15 protein-coding genes are annotated in these 14881 nt (G+C 44.0%); 12 read left to right on the top strand and 3 right to left on the bottom strand.

Going from position 1 to position 14881, the window contains the following annotated elements:
• Positions 1-351: 351 nt before the first annotated feature.
• Complete coding sequence (locus R7O12_RS08045; RefSeq protein ID WP_154204140.1) at positions 352-1113, top strand: cytosolic protein; 762 nt, start codon at positions 352-354, stop codon at positions 1111-1113.
• A gap of 103 nt (positions 1114-1216) precedes the next feature.
• Entirely contained in the window at positions 1217-2248 is a 1032-nt protein-coding gene (locus tag R7O12_RS08040) for a cytosolic protein (protein WP_154204141.1), read from the top strand.
• A 163-nt stretch (positions 2249-2411) separates the two neighbouring features.
• Here the strand turns inward: R7O12_RS08040 and R7O12_RS08035 are convergent, their stop codons facing one another.
• Entirely contained in the window at positions 2412-2756 is a 345-nt protein-coding gene (locus tag R7O12_RS08035; protein WP_318125738.1) for a YibL family ribosome-associated protein, read from the bottom strand.
• Positions 2757-2841: 85 nt separating this feature from the next.
• On the bottom strand, positions 2842-3837 hold the full coding sequence (locus tag R7O12_RS08030) for a 2-hydroxyacid dehydrogenase (protein WP_154204142.1): 996 nt from the start codon (positions 3835-3837) through the stop codon (positions 2842-2844).
• A 241-nt stretch (positions 3838-4078) separates the two neighbouring features.
• Between R7O12_RS08030 and R7O12_RS08025 the strand changes: the two genes are divergently transcribed.
• The gene (locus R7O12_RS08025) at positions 4079-4561 is read left to right on the top strand and encodes a murein L,D-transpeptidase family protein (protein ID WP_017819702.1); all 483 of its coding nucleotides are present in this window, start codon (positions 4079-4081) and stop codon (positions 4559-4561) included.
• 35 nt (positions 4562-4596) lie between these two features.
• Here R7O12_RS08025 and R7O12_RS08020 read toward each other — a convergent pair whose 3' ends face one another.
• Positions 4597-5307: a glycerophosphodiester phosphodiesterase family protein gene (locus tag R7O12_RS08020; protein ID WP_017819703.1), complete on the bottom strand. Its 711-nt coding sequence runs from the start codon at positions 5305-5307 to the stop codon at positions 4597-4599.
• Between the two features lie 230 nt (positions 5308-5537).
• Between R7O12_RS08020 and R7O12_RS08015 the strand changes: the two genes are divergently transcribed.
• The 9 genes from R7O12_RS08015 (at position 5538) to R7O12_RS07975 (ending at position 14831) form a co-directional block, all read left to right on the top strand.
• Complete coding sequence (locus tag R7O12_RS08015) at positions 5538-6203, top strand: response regulator transcription factor (RefSeq protein ID WP_005386018.1); 666 nt, start codon at positions 5538-5540, stop codon at positions 6201-6203.
• The gene (locus tag R7O12_RS08010; RefSeq protein ID WP_318125737.1) at positions 6203-7576 is read left to right on the top strand and encodes a histidine kinase sensor domain-containing protein; all 1374 of its coding nucleotides are present in this window, start codon (positions 6203-6205) and stop codon (positions 7574-7576) included. Before R7O12_RS08015 ends, R7O12_RS08010 begins: the two co-directional genes overlap by 1 nt.
• Before the next feature lie 207 nt (positions 7577-7783).
• Complete coding sequence (locus R7O12_RS08005; RefSeq protein WP_213871503.1) at positions 7784-9877, top strand: TonB-dependent siderophore receptor; 2094 nt, start codon at positions 7784-7786, stop codon at positions 9875-9877.
• A 74-nt stretch (positions 9878-9951) separates the two neighbouring features.
• Positions 9952-10719, top strand: coding sequence for a DUF3450 domain-containing protein (locus tag R7O12_RS08000; protein ID WP_318125736.1), 768 nt, complete (start codon positions 9952-9954; stop codon positions 10717-10719).
• Positions 10720-12087 carry a MotA/TolQ/ExbB proton channel family protein gene (locus tag R7O12_RS07995; protein WP_053350833.1) on the top strand — a complete coding sequence of 456 codons (1368 nt, stop codon included), beginning with the start codon at positions 10720-10722 and terminating at the stop codon, positions 12085-12087.
• Entirely contained in the window at positions 12087-12641 is a 555-nt protein-coding gene (locus R7O12_RS07990; RefSeq protein WP_318125735.1) for a MotA/TolQ/ExbB proton channel family protein, read from the top strand. Before R7O12_RS07995 ends, R7O12_RS07990 begins: the two co-directional genes overlap by 1 nt.
• Positions 12638-13042 (top strand): ExbD/TolR family protein, encoded by a 405-nt coding sequence (locus tag R7O12_RS07985; protein WP_005374257.1) that lies wholly within the window; start codon positions 12638-12640, stop codon positions 13040-13042. The genes R7O12_RS07990 and R7O12_RS07985 overlap by 4 nt, the downstream gene beginning before the upstream one ends.
• On the top strand, positions 13042-13662 hold the full coding sequence (locus R7O12_RS07980; protein WP_005374256.1) for an energy transducer TonB: 621 nt from the start codon (positions 13042-13044) through the stop codon (positions 13660-13662). Before R7O12_RS07985 ends, R7O12_RS07980 begins: the two co-directional genes overlap by 1 nt.
• On the top strand, positions 13659-14831 hold the full coding sequence (locus tag R7O12_RS07975; RefSeq protein ID WP_005374255.1) for a tetratricopeptide repeat protein: 1173 nt from the start codon (positions 13659-13661) through the stop codon (positions 14829-14831). The genes R7O12_RS07980 and R7O12_RS07975 overlap by 4 nt, the downstream gene beginning before the upstream one ends.
• The last annotated feature ends 50 nt before the right edge of the window (positions 14832-14881 follow it).

Raw genomic sequence — 14881 nt, 5'->3', positions numbered from 1 at the left:
TTGAAAGCACCGGTCTTGAAAACCGGCATACGTTAATAGCGTATCTAGGGTTCAAATCCCTATCTCTCCGCCACTTTAAAAAAAACCGCTGTTCTTACAGCGGTTTTTTTGTATCTGCTGTTTTTTAACCGCTGTTATCGAAACTTCTAATTGGTTTTTCTCTAGCTCTTTCTCCAAGTTTTTGCGTACCTACTTTGGGTTTAGTTTACGCAGTAATACCTTCAATCGAAGATATTTCCATACGTCTCATTTGGGCTTCAAATAGAGCTTTGTTAAGTCTCAACGTGGGATGCTTAAAAGCATTTTGATAGAGTTTCAGTCTAAATACTGCGGATGCACTTGGAGAAAAAAATGAAGCTACTTTACTGGTTAGATGAATGGCAAGCGCTTACTCAACAAGAACAAGAGATGGCTTTACCTATCTCTGGCTACGATTTACTTGATGATGTATTTGTGAAGTATGAACTCGTCGATCTTAACAAGCCATTGTTGTTCACATTTTCTCCTTCCGGCACTGATGTGCAGGTACAAGATTTAACTCCGAATTTTTCTCCTTGGGGCTACGAGCTCGGAATACAACAAAAAGTAAACATTATTGCCTTTCAACATTTAGGACAAAGTAATTGGTTCCGTAGTCGGAATTTGATTTTCTTTCTGGAGCAGATATCTGAGTTACTTCATCCCTTCAAATGTCGTTTGGGTTATGGGCAAAGTCGAGGTGGCTTTGCAATTGGCGCGTTCGCTAACTTGCTGAAACTAGAACATCTTTTGTTGTTTTATCCTGTTAGCACTAAAAATAAAGCGTTAGTGCCTTGGGATGATCGGCCGAGTACTGAGCTTGCTCAGCAGTTTGCTTGGGAAAGCGGCTACCATGATCGAGATTTGGGCAATGCCAAAGGTTATATTATTTATGACCCATCCAATCGCATTGATCGTCTTCATGCTGAACGTTATCCAGAGCTTACCCATTTAAAAGTCGTCGGTATGGGACACGGCACTCAATCCACACAATTAGATAAATTAGAATTTTTTTATCTGGTGGCGCAGGAGTTTGTTCGCCATCAAACCTTAGATATTGACCAATTTAATAAGCAAATTCACGCTTTGTTTTAAAAGAGGACTGATATCAGAGTCCCCTGTAACCAGGGGGAGATGATCACACACTAAAAACTAGATTTTTAACACAATTGCTAGGCGCAATTTAGATGGAGGATTAATGAAGTTACTGTACTGGTTGGATGAATGGCTGGCTCTTTCTCGTGAAGAACAGCAAACCAGGCTACCGATGTCCGGGGAGGACTTACTTGATGATGTATTTGTTAAGTATGAGTTTGTCGACCGCAATAAACCGTTGTTGTTCACCTTTTCCCCTGCTGGTACGAATCTACAAGTACAGGACTTACACTCAGACTTTGCGCCTTGGGGTTATCGCTTAGCCCAGAAACAAAAAGTAAATATTATTTCATTTCAGCATCTTGGGAAAAGTAACTGGTTTCGCAGCCGTAATTTGATTTTCTTTCTAGAGCAGCTATCAACTTTACTTGAGCCTTTTGAATGTCGTTTAGGTTATGGGCTTAGCCGCGGTGGTTTTGCTATTGGTGCCTTTTCCAATCTATTAAAGTTGGATCAAGTATTGATGTTTCACCCGGTCAGCACAAAAAACAAAGTTTTGGTGCCATGGGATGATAGGCCAAGTACTGAACTAGCCCAACAATTTGATTGGGAAGGAAAGTATCACGACCTTGATCTTGGCGATGCAAAAGGCTACATCATTTATGATCCAACTAATGAAATCGACCGCCTTCACGCCAAACGCTACCCAGAGCTCACTCACTTAAGAGTCTTCGGGATGGGACATGGTACCCACGCGACGTATTTGAATAAATTCGGTTTTTATAAGCAAGTGGCCGTAGACTTTATACGTTATCAGAAGATAGATATAGCGCAGTTTCGTCATCAGACCAAAACGTTGCGCTTAAAAGAAGATTACTATCAGTGCCTTAACAAGGCGAATGCGAGCTCACAGCATCGTTTAAACTTACTGAGTACCGCTCATAATGTGTTAATTGAAGAAAAGAAAGAACATGTGAAGGAGCATCAAGCGCAAATCGATATTCAGCCACTTGTTGATATTGCACTTAAGCATGAGTATGACAACCCGCAAGATGCAGTACAACTTTTGGAAGTCGCTCAACTGCTGGTTCCGAATGATCCCGTTGTGGAGCACAAGTTGCGGCAACTGTCGTAGCGTTGAGGTGTAATGCGGACGATATTGGTCGAAATAGGTCAGTGGCTTTTGTCACTGGCCTTTTTAATAGTTAATGGATTGATATGTGGATGAAATCTAATGAAGCAGTACAAAATAAAAAGCCCAAGCAAATGCTTGGGCTCCATAAATGTTAATGCGAGTTTTAAAACTCTTTTGGCGCAAAGCCTGTCATCACATCAAGGCGAAGTTCTTTACCAACTTTTGTTAATGGGTGAACGATTACTAAGCCGCGTACGCGTTTTTTCAGTTTGCCGATGTCCGCTTGTTCTGCTTTGGTGATTTCACGAGAGAAAGGCATATCAAGTAAGCTTTTACGTTCTTTGTTCAGCTCATAGTTTTGCTTGTGCTTTAACTGGTTAAGCTGTTCTACTTCATCCGTGAACTTTGTAATCATTTCGTGATCACCACGAGAACGTGCCGCATCAAGTTTACGTTGGCATGTATCTAAACGGTTGTGCAGCTTTTGAATATCAGTTTTTATGCTCATGGTAATTTGGCTCAAATTTTAAATAGTCGAGAAGTATAGCATAGCTGAGATCACACGCTCTACTATACTTCTCGATTGTCTGGCTTTAGTTAATCAGTTCATTGCCCGATACGTTACCATCGAAGAAGGCTTCGACGTTATCAAGCGTCACAGAGGCAATGTTATTAAGTGCTTCGTGAGTCAAGAATGCTTGATGGCCAGTAAACAGCACGTTATGACAAGCCGATAAACGGCGGAAAACATCATCGACAATGACATCGTTAGATTTATCTTGGAAGAATAAGTCTTTTTCATTGTCATACACGTCTAGGCCAAGCGCACCAATCTTACCTTGTTTCAACGCTTCTATCGCCGCTAGTGAATCTAGCAACTCGCCTCGACTGGTGTTAATGATCATTACACCATCTTTCATTTGCGCGAAGGCTTTTTCGTTCAATAAGTGATAGTTTTCTTCACTCATTGGACAATGGAGAGAGATAATATCCGCATTAGCGTAGATTTCTTCAAGCGAACAGTAACGGGCTCCCATTTCTAGCGCTAATGGGTTTTCGTAGGGGTCGTAGCAAAGCAGTTCCATGCCAAGCCCTTTGAAGATACGCATCGTCGCGATACCAATCTTACCCGTACCAATAACACCAACGGTTTTTCCGAAAAAGTTAAAGCCAACAAGACCCTCTAGCGAGAAGTTGGCGTCACGTGTGCGTTGGTAGGCCTTGTGAAGACGGCGGTTTAGGCACATCATTAAACCAACCGTGTGCTCTGCCACTGCTTCTGGTGAGTAAGCAGGAACTCGAACCACTTGTAAGCCTAGTTCTTTGGCTGCTTGTTGATCAACTTTATCATATCCCGCGCAGCGCATAGCAATAAGCTTGGTCCCGCCCAGAGAAAGCTGTTTAAGGACAGGAGCTGAAAGATCATCATTAACAAACGCACATACGACATCACTGCCGTGCGCCATCTTGGCTGTTTTTTCGGTTAGTCGGAAGTCGTGATAGTGAAATTCAAAATCGCGGTTATTTTTAATTTTATTAAAAGAGGCTTCGTCGTAGGATTTTGCACTAAAAAAAGCAATGTTAATCATGGTTCCCTCTCAAAAAGTGCGGACTTTATAAATAAATATGCTTATAAAGTAATGCAACTTAGCCGCAATGAATAGAGAAATCTTCTCTTTGACTTTTGTTGTATCAAATAACGATAAGAAGTACGCCTTTCAGCGAGTCTATCTTATGGTTCCGCATTAGATACTGTTTGCTTTACGAGCATTAACTGACTAGCATTATCGCTCTTTTCTTGTTCACTTTATTAGCTTAGGCGTTACGACAATGTCAGTAAAATGGTGCTCTATGTTCTTGTGTTGTGTGTTTGCTTCTGGCACTCACGCAGCTGTTGACCTCGTTAAAGTCGACAAGTCTAAGCGTCGAATGTATTTGATGGAACAAGGAGCAGTGCTAAAAGAATACCGAATTGCTTTAGGAGCGAACCCTCAAGGACATAAACAAGAAGAGGGAGACAATCGCACACCAGAGGGCGAATACACTCTAGATTATGTTATAGAGGACTCTGCTTTTTATCGTTCTGTGCATATCAGTTACCCTGATGCGATTGATACGTTGGAAGCGAAGCGCCGAGGTGTGTCCCCTGGAGGGAACATCAAAATTCATGGCTTAAAAAACGGTGAGAGTCAGTTGCCGATTTACATCCAAAGTTTTGATTGGACTAATGGGTGTATTGCGATTACCAACGAGGAGATGGACGAATTTATCCAGCTTGTCGAGATGGGGACACCAATTCAGATTGAGTGGTAACAAAAGGTCCCCTTTAATGTTCTGGCTCTTATAGGCTATGGCATAAAGCGCTGTGGATGATCACTAAAAATACCGTCTAACTGAGGCAGGTATTTCAGTTTATTTGGATTGTTCACCGTATAGCACATCACTTTGTAACCGGCTTGTTGGAGTTTGTTTATCTGGCGAGTACGAACCCAGTTAATATTTAGGTTGCAGCTATAGGCACTAACTTCTTCCAAAAGGCGTTTATCTTTTCTCGTAAAGAATTCACTTAACACACCCAATCGGTAGCCACTGCAGTATTTGTGCATCGCTCTAATGACGTCATGACTAAAGCTCGATAGGAGTACATTCTCTTGCGGCATTGGACTTTTTGTTAACGCATTGGCGAGAGTCTGCGCCACTTCTTCCGCTGGATGGTTGTCTACTTTAACTTCGATATTCAAGTTAAGCTTATTCTCAGTAGCTAAAGTGAGCAGTTCATCTAGTGTCACGATCTTCTCGCCTGAAAAGTCTGTGCTAAACCAACTACCGAAATCTAATGCTTTTAAGTCTTCCAGGGTGAGCTCATCAACACGCCCTTGTCCATTGCTGCATCGATTGACGGTATGATCATGGCAAACCACTAAAACATTATCTTTGGTAGGCTGTATATCCACTTCCACCCACTTCAACCCCAGGTCAATGGCTGCCTGAATGCTTATTTTTGTATTCTCAGGGTATGAACCTGCCACGCCACGGTGACCAATTAATAACGTTTCCATTCGCTTTATCTTTTGCTTTGCGGTTGCCTGATTGTACTCGTTTTTTCTATGAAGATATATCTAGGTGCATATTGTTAGGAACCTTTAGTACAAGTGAACATTAAACTCTAATAGTACGTTGCTGCTTCTTGGACTGAGTCCTGTGGACTTAAAGCCTTAGAGTGTGTAGTTGTTTAATTGGTAAATGAGTAATAAAATGCGAACCATTTTTATTTGAATGGTGAGTGGTAATGTCACGAGTTTTGATAGTCGATGATGACGTTCCTTTGTGTGAGCTGTTAGAAGCGGTTTTGCAAGAGGAGGGCTACATCGTATCTTCTGTGCATTGCGGTGAAAGTGCGCTGCAATATATGGAAAAAACGCCTGTAGATCTTGTATTGCTTGATGTCATGTTACCAAACCTTAACGGCATGCAAGTTGCTCGTAGGATCTGTCAGCGCTTCGCGACACCTATTCTAATGCTTACCGCTCTCAACGATGAAAACTCGATGCTTGATGGTTACCAAGCGGGGGCCGATCAGTATATCGGAAAGCCCTTTAATGTCGCTGAGCTTCTAATGCGCATCAAAGCGATTCTTCGTCGTGTTGGCTTGGAACGTCAACGTCAGACGATGTGTAGTACCGTTCAAACGATCAGCGACCAGCTTAATAGCTTACCCCTCACAAGTACGGAAGCTGAACTATTGAGCTACTTGGTAAAAAATCAAGGAGTCGTGATTTCAAAAGCAGAGCTTCAAACTGAAGTGTTAAAGAAAGAGCTGAGTCCTTTTGATCGCAACCTTGATATGCACATCAGTAACATACGTCGCAAGTTAGTTGAAGCGGGGCTTTCCAAGCAACATATCAAAACCTTCCGTGGCAAAGGTTACAGTTATTTAGAGGCTGTAAACCGTTAATGAAGCTCCGATGTCCACCTTTTATTGCAAAACGTAAAGATAGCTTAGCGTTCAAGTTATTTAGTTGCATGACCGCAATTGTCATTAGTATTTTGGTCGTGCAATCCTTAGCGGAACAAGCTCTGGTGAAAGCCATGTTGAAAGTGCCCGATAGTGTGCGAGAAGAAATGCTAGACCTTGCACATCAAGCCAATGTATTGATTGAGCACGGAGACATGGACGAACTTGCTGACTGGGCAAATGCGCAAAACTTTTATTTATTTGTGTTGAATGAACATCAGCAACCAGTTACGCACCGTCTGATGCATCCGCACTTCGAGTTCAAACTTCAATTTAAGAGAAGCATTGATGATCAACTTGAGGGGAAAGTGAATCGCCCCATCATCAATATTCCTTTAGTTCATGGCAATACTTTAGTGATTCAATTGCCACATCGACTGCACCCTGCAAATGACTTCATTCTGTATTTCTCTATTCTCAAAGTCGTGATTGCAGTGGTTATTTTGGCGCTCTTTTCGCTGCTAATGGCACGTAACTTACAGCAACCATTGGATCGATTGAGAGAAGCAAGCAAAAAGCTATCTAATGGCGATTTTAATGTCAGTGTCGTGAAAGAGCTGAAGTCGAGCACGCGTGAGTTTAACGAGTTAGCGCAAGATTTCGATCACATGACGCAACAGATTCATTCTCTCGCTGAAAAGCAGCGACTGCTTATAAGAGATGTCTCTCACGAATTGAGAACGCCGTTAGCGAGGCAGAACTTGGTTCTGCATCTTTTGCGAAAGCGTGTTGGAGAAAGTGAGCAAAGCCTAGTGGCAAGGCTAGAAGATGAAGCAAAAGAGCTAAACCATTTGATCAGCGATATATTGGAGTTCAGTCGCTTGGAAAATGCGCGCTTCGACAAAGCCACGAAACGCTGTGATTTAGTAGTTTTGCTCTCCCCGCAAGTAGAACGTTGCAAAATAGATTTGAAGTCAGAACAGACGTTGTCTTTCCGCTCAGAAGCTGTATGTGCTAAAGCCATTTGTGAAGAAACGCTGGTCATTCGTTGTTTGAACAATCTTATTGGTAATGCCATTAAATATTCAGGACCAGCATCTCAGATAGAAGTTTCTCTGGAAAATTATGTCAAAGAAGGGCAGCAGTTCACCACCATGTCAGTATCTGATGATGGGCCTGGTATTCCAGAGAACAAGCTGGTCGATATTTTTGATCCGTTTACACGCTTAGATGCTTCTAGAGATAAAAAGCTTGGTGGCTACGGTTTAGGTCTTGCGATTGTCAAAGAATCCATGCGTATTATGGGTGGAGCAGTCACGGCGAAAAACCGTGAGCAAGGCGGTTTGAGGGTTACTTTAGTGTTCAAGCAATAAGTATGATTAAGTCGTAATTTTTGTGATTAATGTCACATTATCATGGCGCATCATCAGAGAGTACTTTACAAAAGTTTGCAAATGCAAAGAATGTAAATTTAATGCAAATGGTAATACTTATCACTTATATTCACCCGCGAAATAATTAAGAGGGAATCGCATTCAACAAGTATGTGACCCGAAAAATAATAATCGGAGTGAAAGGATATGTTTACTAAGAGCCATTTGGCGTTAGTGATCGGTGCAGTGTTAGCAACACCTGCAGTGGCGGAAGTTCAAACAGACGAACATGTAGTTGTAGAAGGTCGAGAGTTCGGCTACAAGGCAGATACAAACAGTACAGCAATGCGCATGGAGATGACGCAGCTGGAAACGCCGGGACAAGTAGCGGTTATCGATGAAACGGTAATTGATGAGCAGCGTGCAAGTACACTTGGTGAAGTGCTACGTAACGATGCAAGTGTTAGCGCGGGTGGTACAAGCCGTAACCGCGAACGTTTCTCTCTACGTGGTTTTGAACTTAGCAGTTCAGACGGTTTTCTTCGTGATGGTCGTCAACACTGGTCACACTACCGTCAGCCAATTGAGCTTTTAGAGCGTGTTGAAGTGCTTAAAGGTCCATCAGGTCTGCTATACGGTAAATCTGAGCCGGGTGGTTTGGTAAACATGGTTTCGAAAAAACCAACAACTCAAACACAAGCAAGTTTGAGTCAAGATCTAGGTTCGAATGATCACTCACGCACTGTGCTTGATGTGAGCGGCGCGCTAAATGATGCAGAGACACTGCGAGCGCGCGCAATTTTTGCCAAAGAAAGCTACGGCTCTTGGCGCAGGTACGGTGATGGCACTGAGCCTAAAACAGATCGTACGGTAGCTGGCCTAGTGGTTGAGTACGATATCACAGACAACTTTATGGTATCGGCTCATTACGATCGCACGAAAGACGATGGTAGCGTGGACTCTGGCGCATACATTGTTGATGGCAAAGCGGTTCGCGGTGATAAGTACATTTGGGATGCGCAGTGGTCTGAAATTGATAACGAAGTAGAAAACTACGGTGTCGATATTAATGCGCAAGTCACGGATAACGTGAACGTAAAAGCAGGTTACAACCGCCAAGACTTTAAGCGTTTTGATGTAGAGTCTTACCCTAAGTTTGATCAGTATGAAGAGTTAAATACGATTAAGCATCGAGGCAACGATCGCTCCGATAATTGGGTATTTGATACTGCATATATAGATGTGACGACGGACTTTACTTTGTTCGGTACGGAAAATACGTTGTTAGTGGGCGCTAACTACTTAGATTACAGTTATGATCGCTTTATGGCATTTCATAATGAGGCGAGTATTGCGCCAGGAGAAACGGTGCCTAAGCCTAGCTATCGTAGTTCGAAGAAATCACCAACTGCTGAGTACGATACTTGGGGTATCTACGCGCAAAATATGATGACGATTAATGATTACTGGCAAGTGCTTGCAGGTGTTCGTTATGACGAAAAGCGTGATGATGAACTGACCGAAAACCAGGTTTCTCCAAAATTTGGTGTCATTTTCCACCCATCGACGAATGGCTCGGTTTACGTTCAGTATTCTGAAAGCTTCATGCCTCAAGGTGAAGTCAGCAACGGTAGTCGTACCTACATCAATGAAGGTGAGAAACTCGACGCTGAGCGTGGTATCTCTTATGAAATCGGTACGAAGTGGGAACTGTTTGATCAGCGTTTATTTGTATCTGGTGCTGTGTTTGATATCACGTTAGAGAACATCTCGCTGGATGTTGAAAGCGGCAAAGACGCGGGCGGCAATCTCCTACACAAGAAAACGCAAGGTGGTGAGCAAGTTCACAAAGGCGCTGAGTTAATGGCTCAAGGTTTTGTGACCCCAGAGTTGTCGCTAACCGCTTCTGCAATGTATTTGGATGCAGAGCTTAAGAAGGCAGAAAGATATGAAGGTAACCGCCCTGTAGACGTGCCAGAGTTCTCGGCAAGTCTATGGTCTAGCTACAAGGTTCAAGACAACACTAACTTAAACCTTGGTTTGATTTATGAAGGTGATCGCTACGGTGATGCAAAGAACACCTTCAAGAAAGATGGCTACGCTCGCGTTGATATGGGCGTGTCATACAAACATAAGTACGATGAAAACTTGGATATCATTGCTCGATTCAATGTCGAGAATTTATTCGATACCGACTACTTCGCAGGTGGTGGTAGCACGAATGGCGAGCAAAAAGGTGCGAGTGGGGTTGTGGTTGGAGAAAGCCGCAACTACATGGCAACAATCCAGTTCAAGTACTGATAACAATTTGATTATTAAAGGGGAAGGGTAGTCTTCCCCTTTGGTCGTTTTTGGAACACAGAAATATAACTCGTATGAATCTAATGAAATCAAGTATCGCTCTGTTGATATCATCGGTTTTGATTCCCGCTCACGCGGCGAACTTAAACGATGCACAAGCTGTGCAGAGTAAAACAAACCAGTCGTCGGCGGTAAGCCAAAAACGTATTGATGCAAGCGCAGAAAAATCACTTACTCTAGAAGCTGAAATTGAGCAGCTGCAAGAAGAAGTCGGTAACTTGAAGATTTATCGCGATCATCTTGCAAGCCTTGTTGAGAGCCAAAATCAAGAAGTTGATAGCTTGAACGCGCAAATTGAACAGATTGCTCAAACTCGTCAAGGTGTCGTGCCTTTAATGTATCACATGCTTGAGGGCTTAAAAGTGCTCGTCGCTAACGACAAGCCTATACGCAAAGCGCAACGTGAGGAGCGAATTGCAAAGCTGGATTCCATGATGACGCGTGCAGACGTTGCGGATGCAGAGAAGTTTCGTCGTATTTTAGAAGCGTACCAAATTGAAATGGATTACGGCACCAAGCTTGGCGTTTACCAAGGCAAGATTAACCTGGGTGACAATGAAGCTGTGGAGGCGGACATTCTCTATTTAGGCCGTTTGTCTTTGGTAGCGCGTAGCTTATCTGGTGACACATTTTGGAGCTGGTCACAGCAACAACAAGCATGGCAACAAGTGGGTTCTGAGCAAAAATCAGAGCTAGACAAAGCGTTCGCTATGGCGAATAAACAGATCGCGCCGAGTATGTTAACTCTGCCAGTGTCGTTAACCGCTGCGGAGGGCAAATAAATGATGAAAAAATGGTTATCGGTTGCATTAATCTCGACAGCCGCATTAATGCCTTATACAACTTTTGCTAGTGATGCGTTGTTACAAAAGGCGCAGCAAGAAAATCGTCAACAGCAATCGCACAATGTCGCGCGTGAATCAGGTTTTAAGCAAACAGAGCAAGACCTACAGGCTATAAAGAATAAATTGGTGGCAGAGCGTGCTGCTCTTCAAGCAGAGGCGGACTCATTAAGTGTTACCTTCGGTGAAAATGAAGCAGAACTGGCACAGCTAGAAGAAAAGTTGCGTCTAGAAACCGGGAGCCTAGGTGAGTTATTTGGCGTCGTTCGCCAGAACGCAAAAGAGCTAGAGTCTGAGCTAAAAAGCTCAGTAACCGGTGTAGATGCAAACTCATATCAGAAAGATATCGATGCTATTGTTGCGGCTAAATCACTGCCAACGTTGACCCAACTTCAGGCGATGTGGCGCAGCATGGAAGAACAAATCAAAGCAAGCGGTGAAATGGCAAACGTCTCTTTCACACTGCTAAATGGCGAGGGTCGTGAACAAACGGTTAGTGGTGTTCGTCTTGGTTCTATGGCGCTGCTGGATGACACTGGCTACGTTAAGTGGAATGGTCAACGCGGAGATGCGGTAAACTATCTTCGTCAGCCTGAAAGCGGTCCAACAGCGAATACTATTTCCTCTGGTGACATTGATGCGCTTGTCATAGATCCGTCACGTGGCATTCTTCTTGAGCAGCTCGCAAACTCACCGACTTTGGCTGATCGCCTAAATGCGGGTGGCGTTGTCGGCAAAATCATCCTTGGTTTATTGGCTATCGGCCTATTGATTGCGCTCGTACGTGGTGCATCTCTGATGATTTCGCGCCAGAAAATCATGAAGCAACTGAAAACCCCAGCGCAGCCAGGAAACAACCCTTTGGGTCGCGTGCTTGCGGTATACCAGAAAGACAAGCATCGCAGCGTAGAAGCGTTAGAACTACGTCTTTTGGAAGCTGTTGTTGATGAGCAAACCCACCTAGAAAAAGGGTTGTCGATGCTTAAGCTTCTTGCTGCTCTAGCTCCTATGCTTGGCCTACTAGGCACGGTAACGGGTATGATCGAAACCTTCCAAGTCATCACTCAATTTGGTAATGGTGATCCGAAAGTAATGGCGGGTGGTATTTCAATGGCACTTGTGACTACCGTACTTGGCCTTGTTTCAGCCATGCCTTTGCTATTAGCGCACAACGTATTGAGCTCTCAAGCAGAAAATATTCGCAGTATCTTAGAAAAACAAGGCATCGGTTTAGTTGCAGAACAAGCTGAGCGTGATATGCCGAGTAACAAAAGTCACTCTAACACCTTAGCGGAGAACGCAGCGTAATGGAGCAGATCCTACTCAGCACATTGGGTTTGATCAGTGAGGATTGGGCCACAACCTTGATGAGCTTTATGCAGCAAGGTGGTCAAATCCTATGGTGGCTGGCCGCCGTCGTGGCGGTGTGCTGGCTGTTGGTTATGGAGCGAGTTATTTATCTCACAACGGTTTTCCCTGGGGTAAAAAAACAGCTTTGTGAGCAGTGGCAAGCAAGATCAGAGCACCACTCTTGGTACGCGCATCAAATCCGTGAAGGATGGATTGCAAAAGCGCAAATCGAACTGCGCCAAAACCTATCGACTATTAAGCTACTTGTGGCGGCTTGCCCAATGCTAGGGTTGTTAGGGACGGTGACAGGCATGATTACGGTGTTTGACGTAATGGCATCGCAAGGCAGCAGCAATCCGAAATTGATGGCTTCTGGTATCTCACTTGCTACGCTGCCAACCATGGCAGGTATGGTAGCAGCGCTTGCGGGCATGTTTATTCATGCTCGCCTTAGCAAAGTGTGTGAACGAAAAGCTATCCAGTTAGAACAATCTTTAAGGAGTCAAAAGTGAGACTCGGACGCAGACCTAACCAACAAGATGAAGCTCAAGTCGATTTAACCTCGATGCTTGATATCGTCTTCATCATGTTGATCTTCTTCATTGTGACCAGTTCGTTTGTACGTGAATCCGGTGTAGAAGTGAATCGCCCTCAGGCTTCTAATGTAGTAAGCCAAAAAGATGCGGGCATTTTTATCGCAGTAACGGCAGCGAATGATGTGTACATCGACAAACGAGTGGTTGATATTGAGCGTGTTGAGGCCTCTATTGAGCACTTGTTACTTGATCAGCCTGATGCCTCGTTAGTTATCCAAGCTGACGAGCATGCTTACAATGGCACTGTCGTGAAAGTGATGGACGCTGCAAAGGCGGCGGGTGTGAAGAACATTGCATTGGCGGCGGAGAAACCTTAATGGGCAGGCTGTTACTTGCACTACCAGCATCACTGTTAATTTCTGTGAGCTTGTTTAGCTTTATGGCGTGGATGGTTGATAAAGGCAACCAGCGTGCACCAGAAGCTTCAGAAGCCGTTCGTTTTGATATGGTGATGGTAGAGAATGAAGCAGACGTGCAGCGTCGTCAACGTTCAGTGCCGGAGCAACCAGAACCACCTCAAGCGCCGGAGCCAATGGATCTGTCTCAAGCTGACACTCAAATGGAACCAATGAGTCAGATGACGCCAGTCAGTGCTTTAGGTTTAAACACTGCCCTTGAAGGTATCGCGATCAGTGCCCCAAACTTGAAGGGAACAATGGGCAACCAGCAAGCACTGCCGTTGTATCGTGTTGATCCTCGCTATCCAAGTAAGGCGCTGAAACGTAGAGTGGAAGGTTATGTCATTATGCGTTTCACGATCGATGCAACTGGACGACCAAAAGATATTGAAGTGATCGAGGCTGAGCCCGAGCGCATGTTTGAAAGGGAAGCAATCCGTGCGCTTAAAAAATGGAAGTATCAGCCAAAAGTTGAGGATGGTGTGTCAATTGAGCAGTTCGGACAAACCGCTAAAGTGGAGTTCAAGTTAGCCAAATGATGAAAAAATTCTTAATCGGTACGGTATTAAGCCTGAGTGCACTCTCAACCATTGCCAGTGAGTTAAGCCAATACACCGCAGCGAGAGTTCAACGAGCACACAACTTGGCTCAAGAGGAGAAACTAAAAGAAGCGATTTCATCTCTTGAGGCTATGGAGCTTTCTCGTGGATATGACCAAGCTTATGTCGCTCGAATGTTGGGTATTTTTTACTGGCAGAACGAGCAAACTCAAGCGGCGATTAAGCAACTTGAGTTGGCAGTCAATAGTGGTTTGCTACAAGATGAGCAAGCATGGCAAACCCGAAAAATGTTGGCTGATATACTACTAAACGAGCAACGTTTTTCTAAGGCTTTACCTCATTACTATGCCTTGAGCAAAAACATTCCTAAAGGTCAAAAAGCGCATGAGCTATGGCTGCGTATTTCCCAATCTCATTATCAACTGAGTCAGTGGCAAAAAGTGCTTTCAGCAATGGCTCGTTATGAGAAATTTGGTCAGCCAGACAAGCTTGGCGCATTGTCGATAAAGCTTTCTGCTGAGCTAGAACTGAAAAAGTGGAAGCCGGCAATCTCGACCATCAAACGCTTAATCGTGATTGAACCTGAGCGAATTGAATGGTGGCGTCAGCTTGTTGCTCTATACCTACGGGTTGATGACAACAAACGTGCCCTAGACTCTTTGGCGTTGGCAAAACTGAAAGGGTTACAACTTAGCCAAGATGACTTAAAGCTGCTGGCACAATTGTACGCGAAACGAGGTATTCCTGAGAGAGCTGCATTGGTGATGAACGAGCTAGAGGATGTAAACTCGAATAGTAAGCTAAAAGCTCAGCAAGCAACGTATTGGCAAATGGCAAAAGAGTGGGAAGAGTCTATTGATAGCTGGCGTATTGCAGCTCAGCTAGATAGGCAGTATTACTGGAACTATTCTCAACTGCTGGTGCAAGAAGGCCATTATAAAGATGCCATTGCCGCGCTCGATAATGTCAGAGGTCGTAAAGCGGATGTTGCACTTATCAAAACTCGCGCTTACTACAAACTTAAGCGGTTTGACGATGCGCTCGCTAATGCCAAAAGAGCGAATGAGATTAAGCCATCGAATCAGGCAAAAAGTTGGGTTAAGTATCTATCACAGCTACGCAAAGTAGAATCGACGCAGAACTCATAGCGAACATTTTTATTAAATACCCGAGCTCAGTCTCGGGTATTTTTTATCTA

Source organism: Vibrio sp. Vb1574 (genome assembly GCF_033338675.1).
This window is presented reverse-complemented; position numbering and strand designations above follow the sequence as displayed.

Coding starts and splice junctions, on each gene's coding strand:
- R7O12_RS08045 (WP_154204140.1), top strand. CDS start 352: ATGAAGCTACTTTACTGGTTAGATGAATGGCAAGCGCTTACTCAACAA.
- R7O12_RS08040 (WP_154204141.1), top strand. CDS start 1,217: ATGAAGTTACTGTACTGGTTGGATGAATGGCTGGCTCTTTCTCGTGAA.
- R7O12_RS08035 (WP_318125738.1), bottom strand. CDS start 2,756: ATGAGCATAAAAACTGATATTCAAAAGCTGCACAACCGTTTAGATACA.
- R7O12_RS08030 (WP_154204142.1), bottom strand. CDS start 3,837: ATGATTAACATTGCTTTTTTTAGTGCAAAATCCTACGACGAAGCCTCT.
- R7O12_RS08025 (WP_017819702.1), top strand. CDS start 4,079: ATGTCAGTAAAATGGTGCTCTATGTTCTTGTGTTGTGTGTTTGCTTCT.
- R7O12_RS08020 (WP_017819703.1), bottom strand. CDS start 5,307: ATGGAAACGTTATTAATTGGTCACCGTGGCGTGGCAGGTTCATACCCT.
- R7O12_RS08015 (WP_005386018.1), top strand. CDS start 5,538: ATGTCACGAGTTTTGATAGTCGATGATGACGTTCCTTTGTGTGAGCTG.
- R7O12_RS08010 (WP_318125737.1), top strand. CDS start 6,203: ATGAAGCTCCGATGTCCACCTTTTATTGCAAAACGTAAAGATAGCTTA.
- R7O12_RS08005 (WP_213871503.1), top strand. CDS start 7,784: ATGTTTACTAAGAGCCATTTGGCGTTAGTGATCGGTGCAGTGTTAGCA.
- R7O12_RS08000 (WP_318125736.1), top strand. CDS start 9,952: ATGAATCTAATGAAATCAAGTATCGCTCTGTTGATATCATCGGTTTTG.
- R7O12_RS07995 (WP_053350833.1), top strand. CDS start 10,720: ATGATGAAAAAATGGTTATCGGTTGCATTAATCTCGACAGCCGCATTA.
- R7O12_RS07990 (WP_318125735.1), top strand. CDS start 12,087: ATGGAGCAGATCCTACTCAGCACATTGGGTTTGATCAGTGAGGATTGG.
- R7O12_RS07980 (WP_005374256.1), top strand. CDS start 13,042: ATGGGCAGGCTGTTACTTGCACTACCAGCATCACTGTTAATTTCTGTG.
- R7O12_RS07975 (WP_005374255.1), top strand. CDS start 13,659: ATGATGAAAAAATTCTTAATCGGTACGGTATTAAGCCTGAGTGCACTC.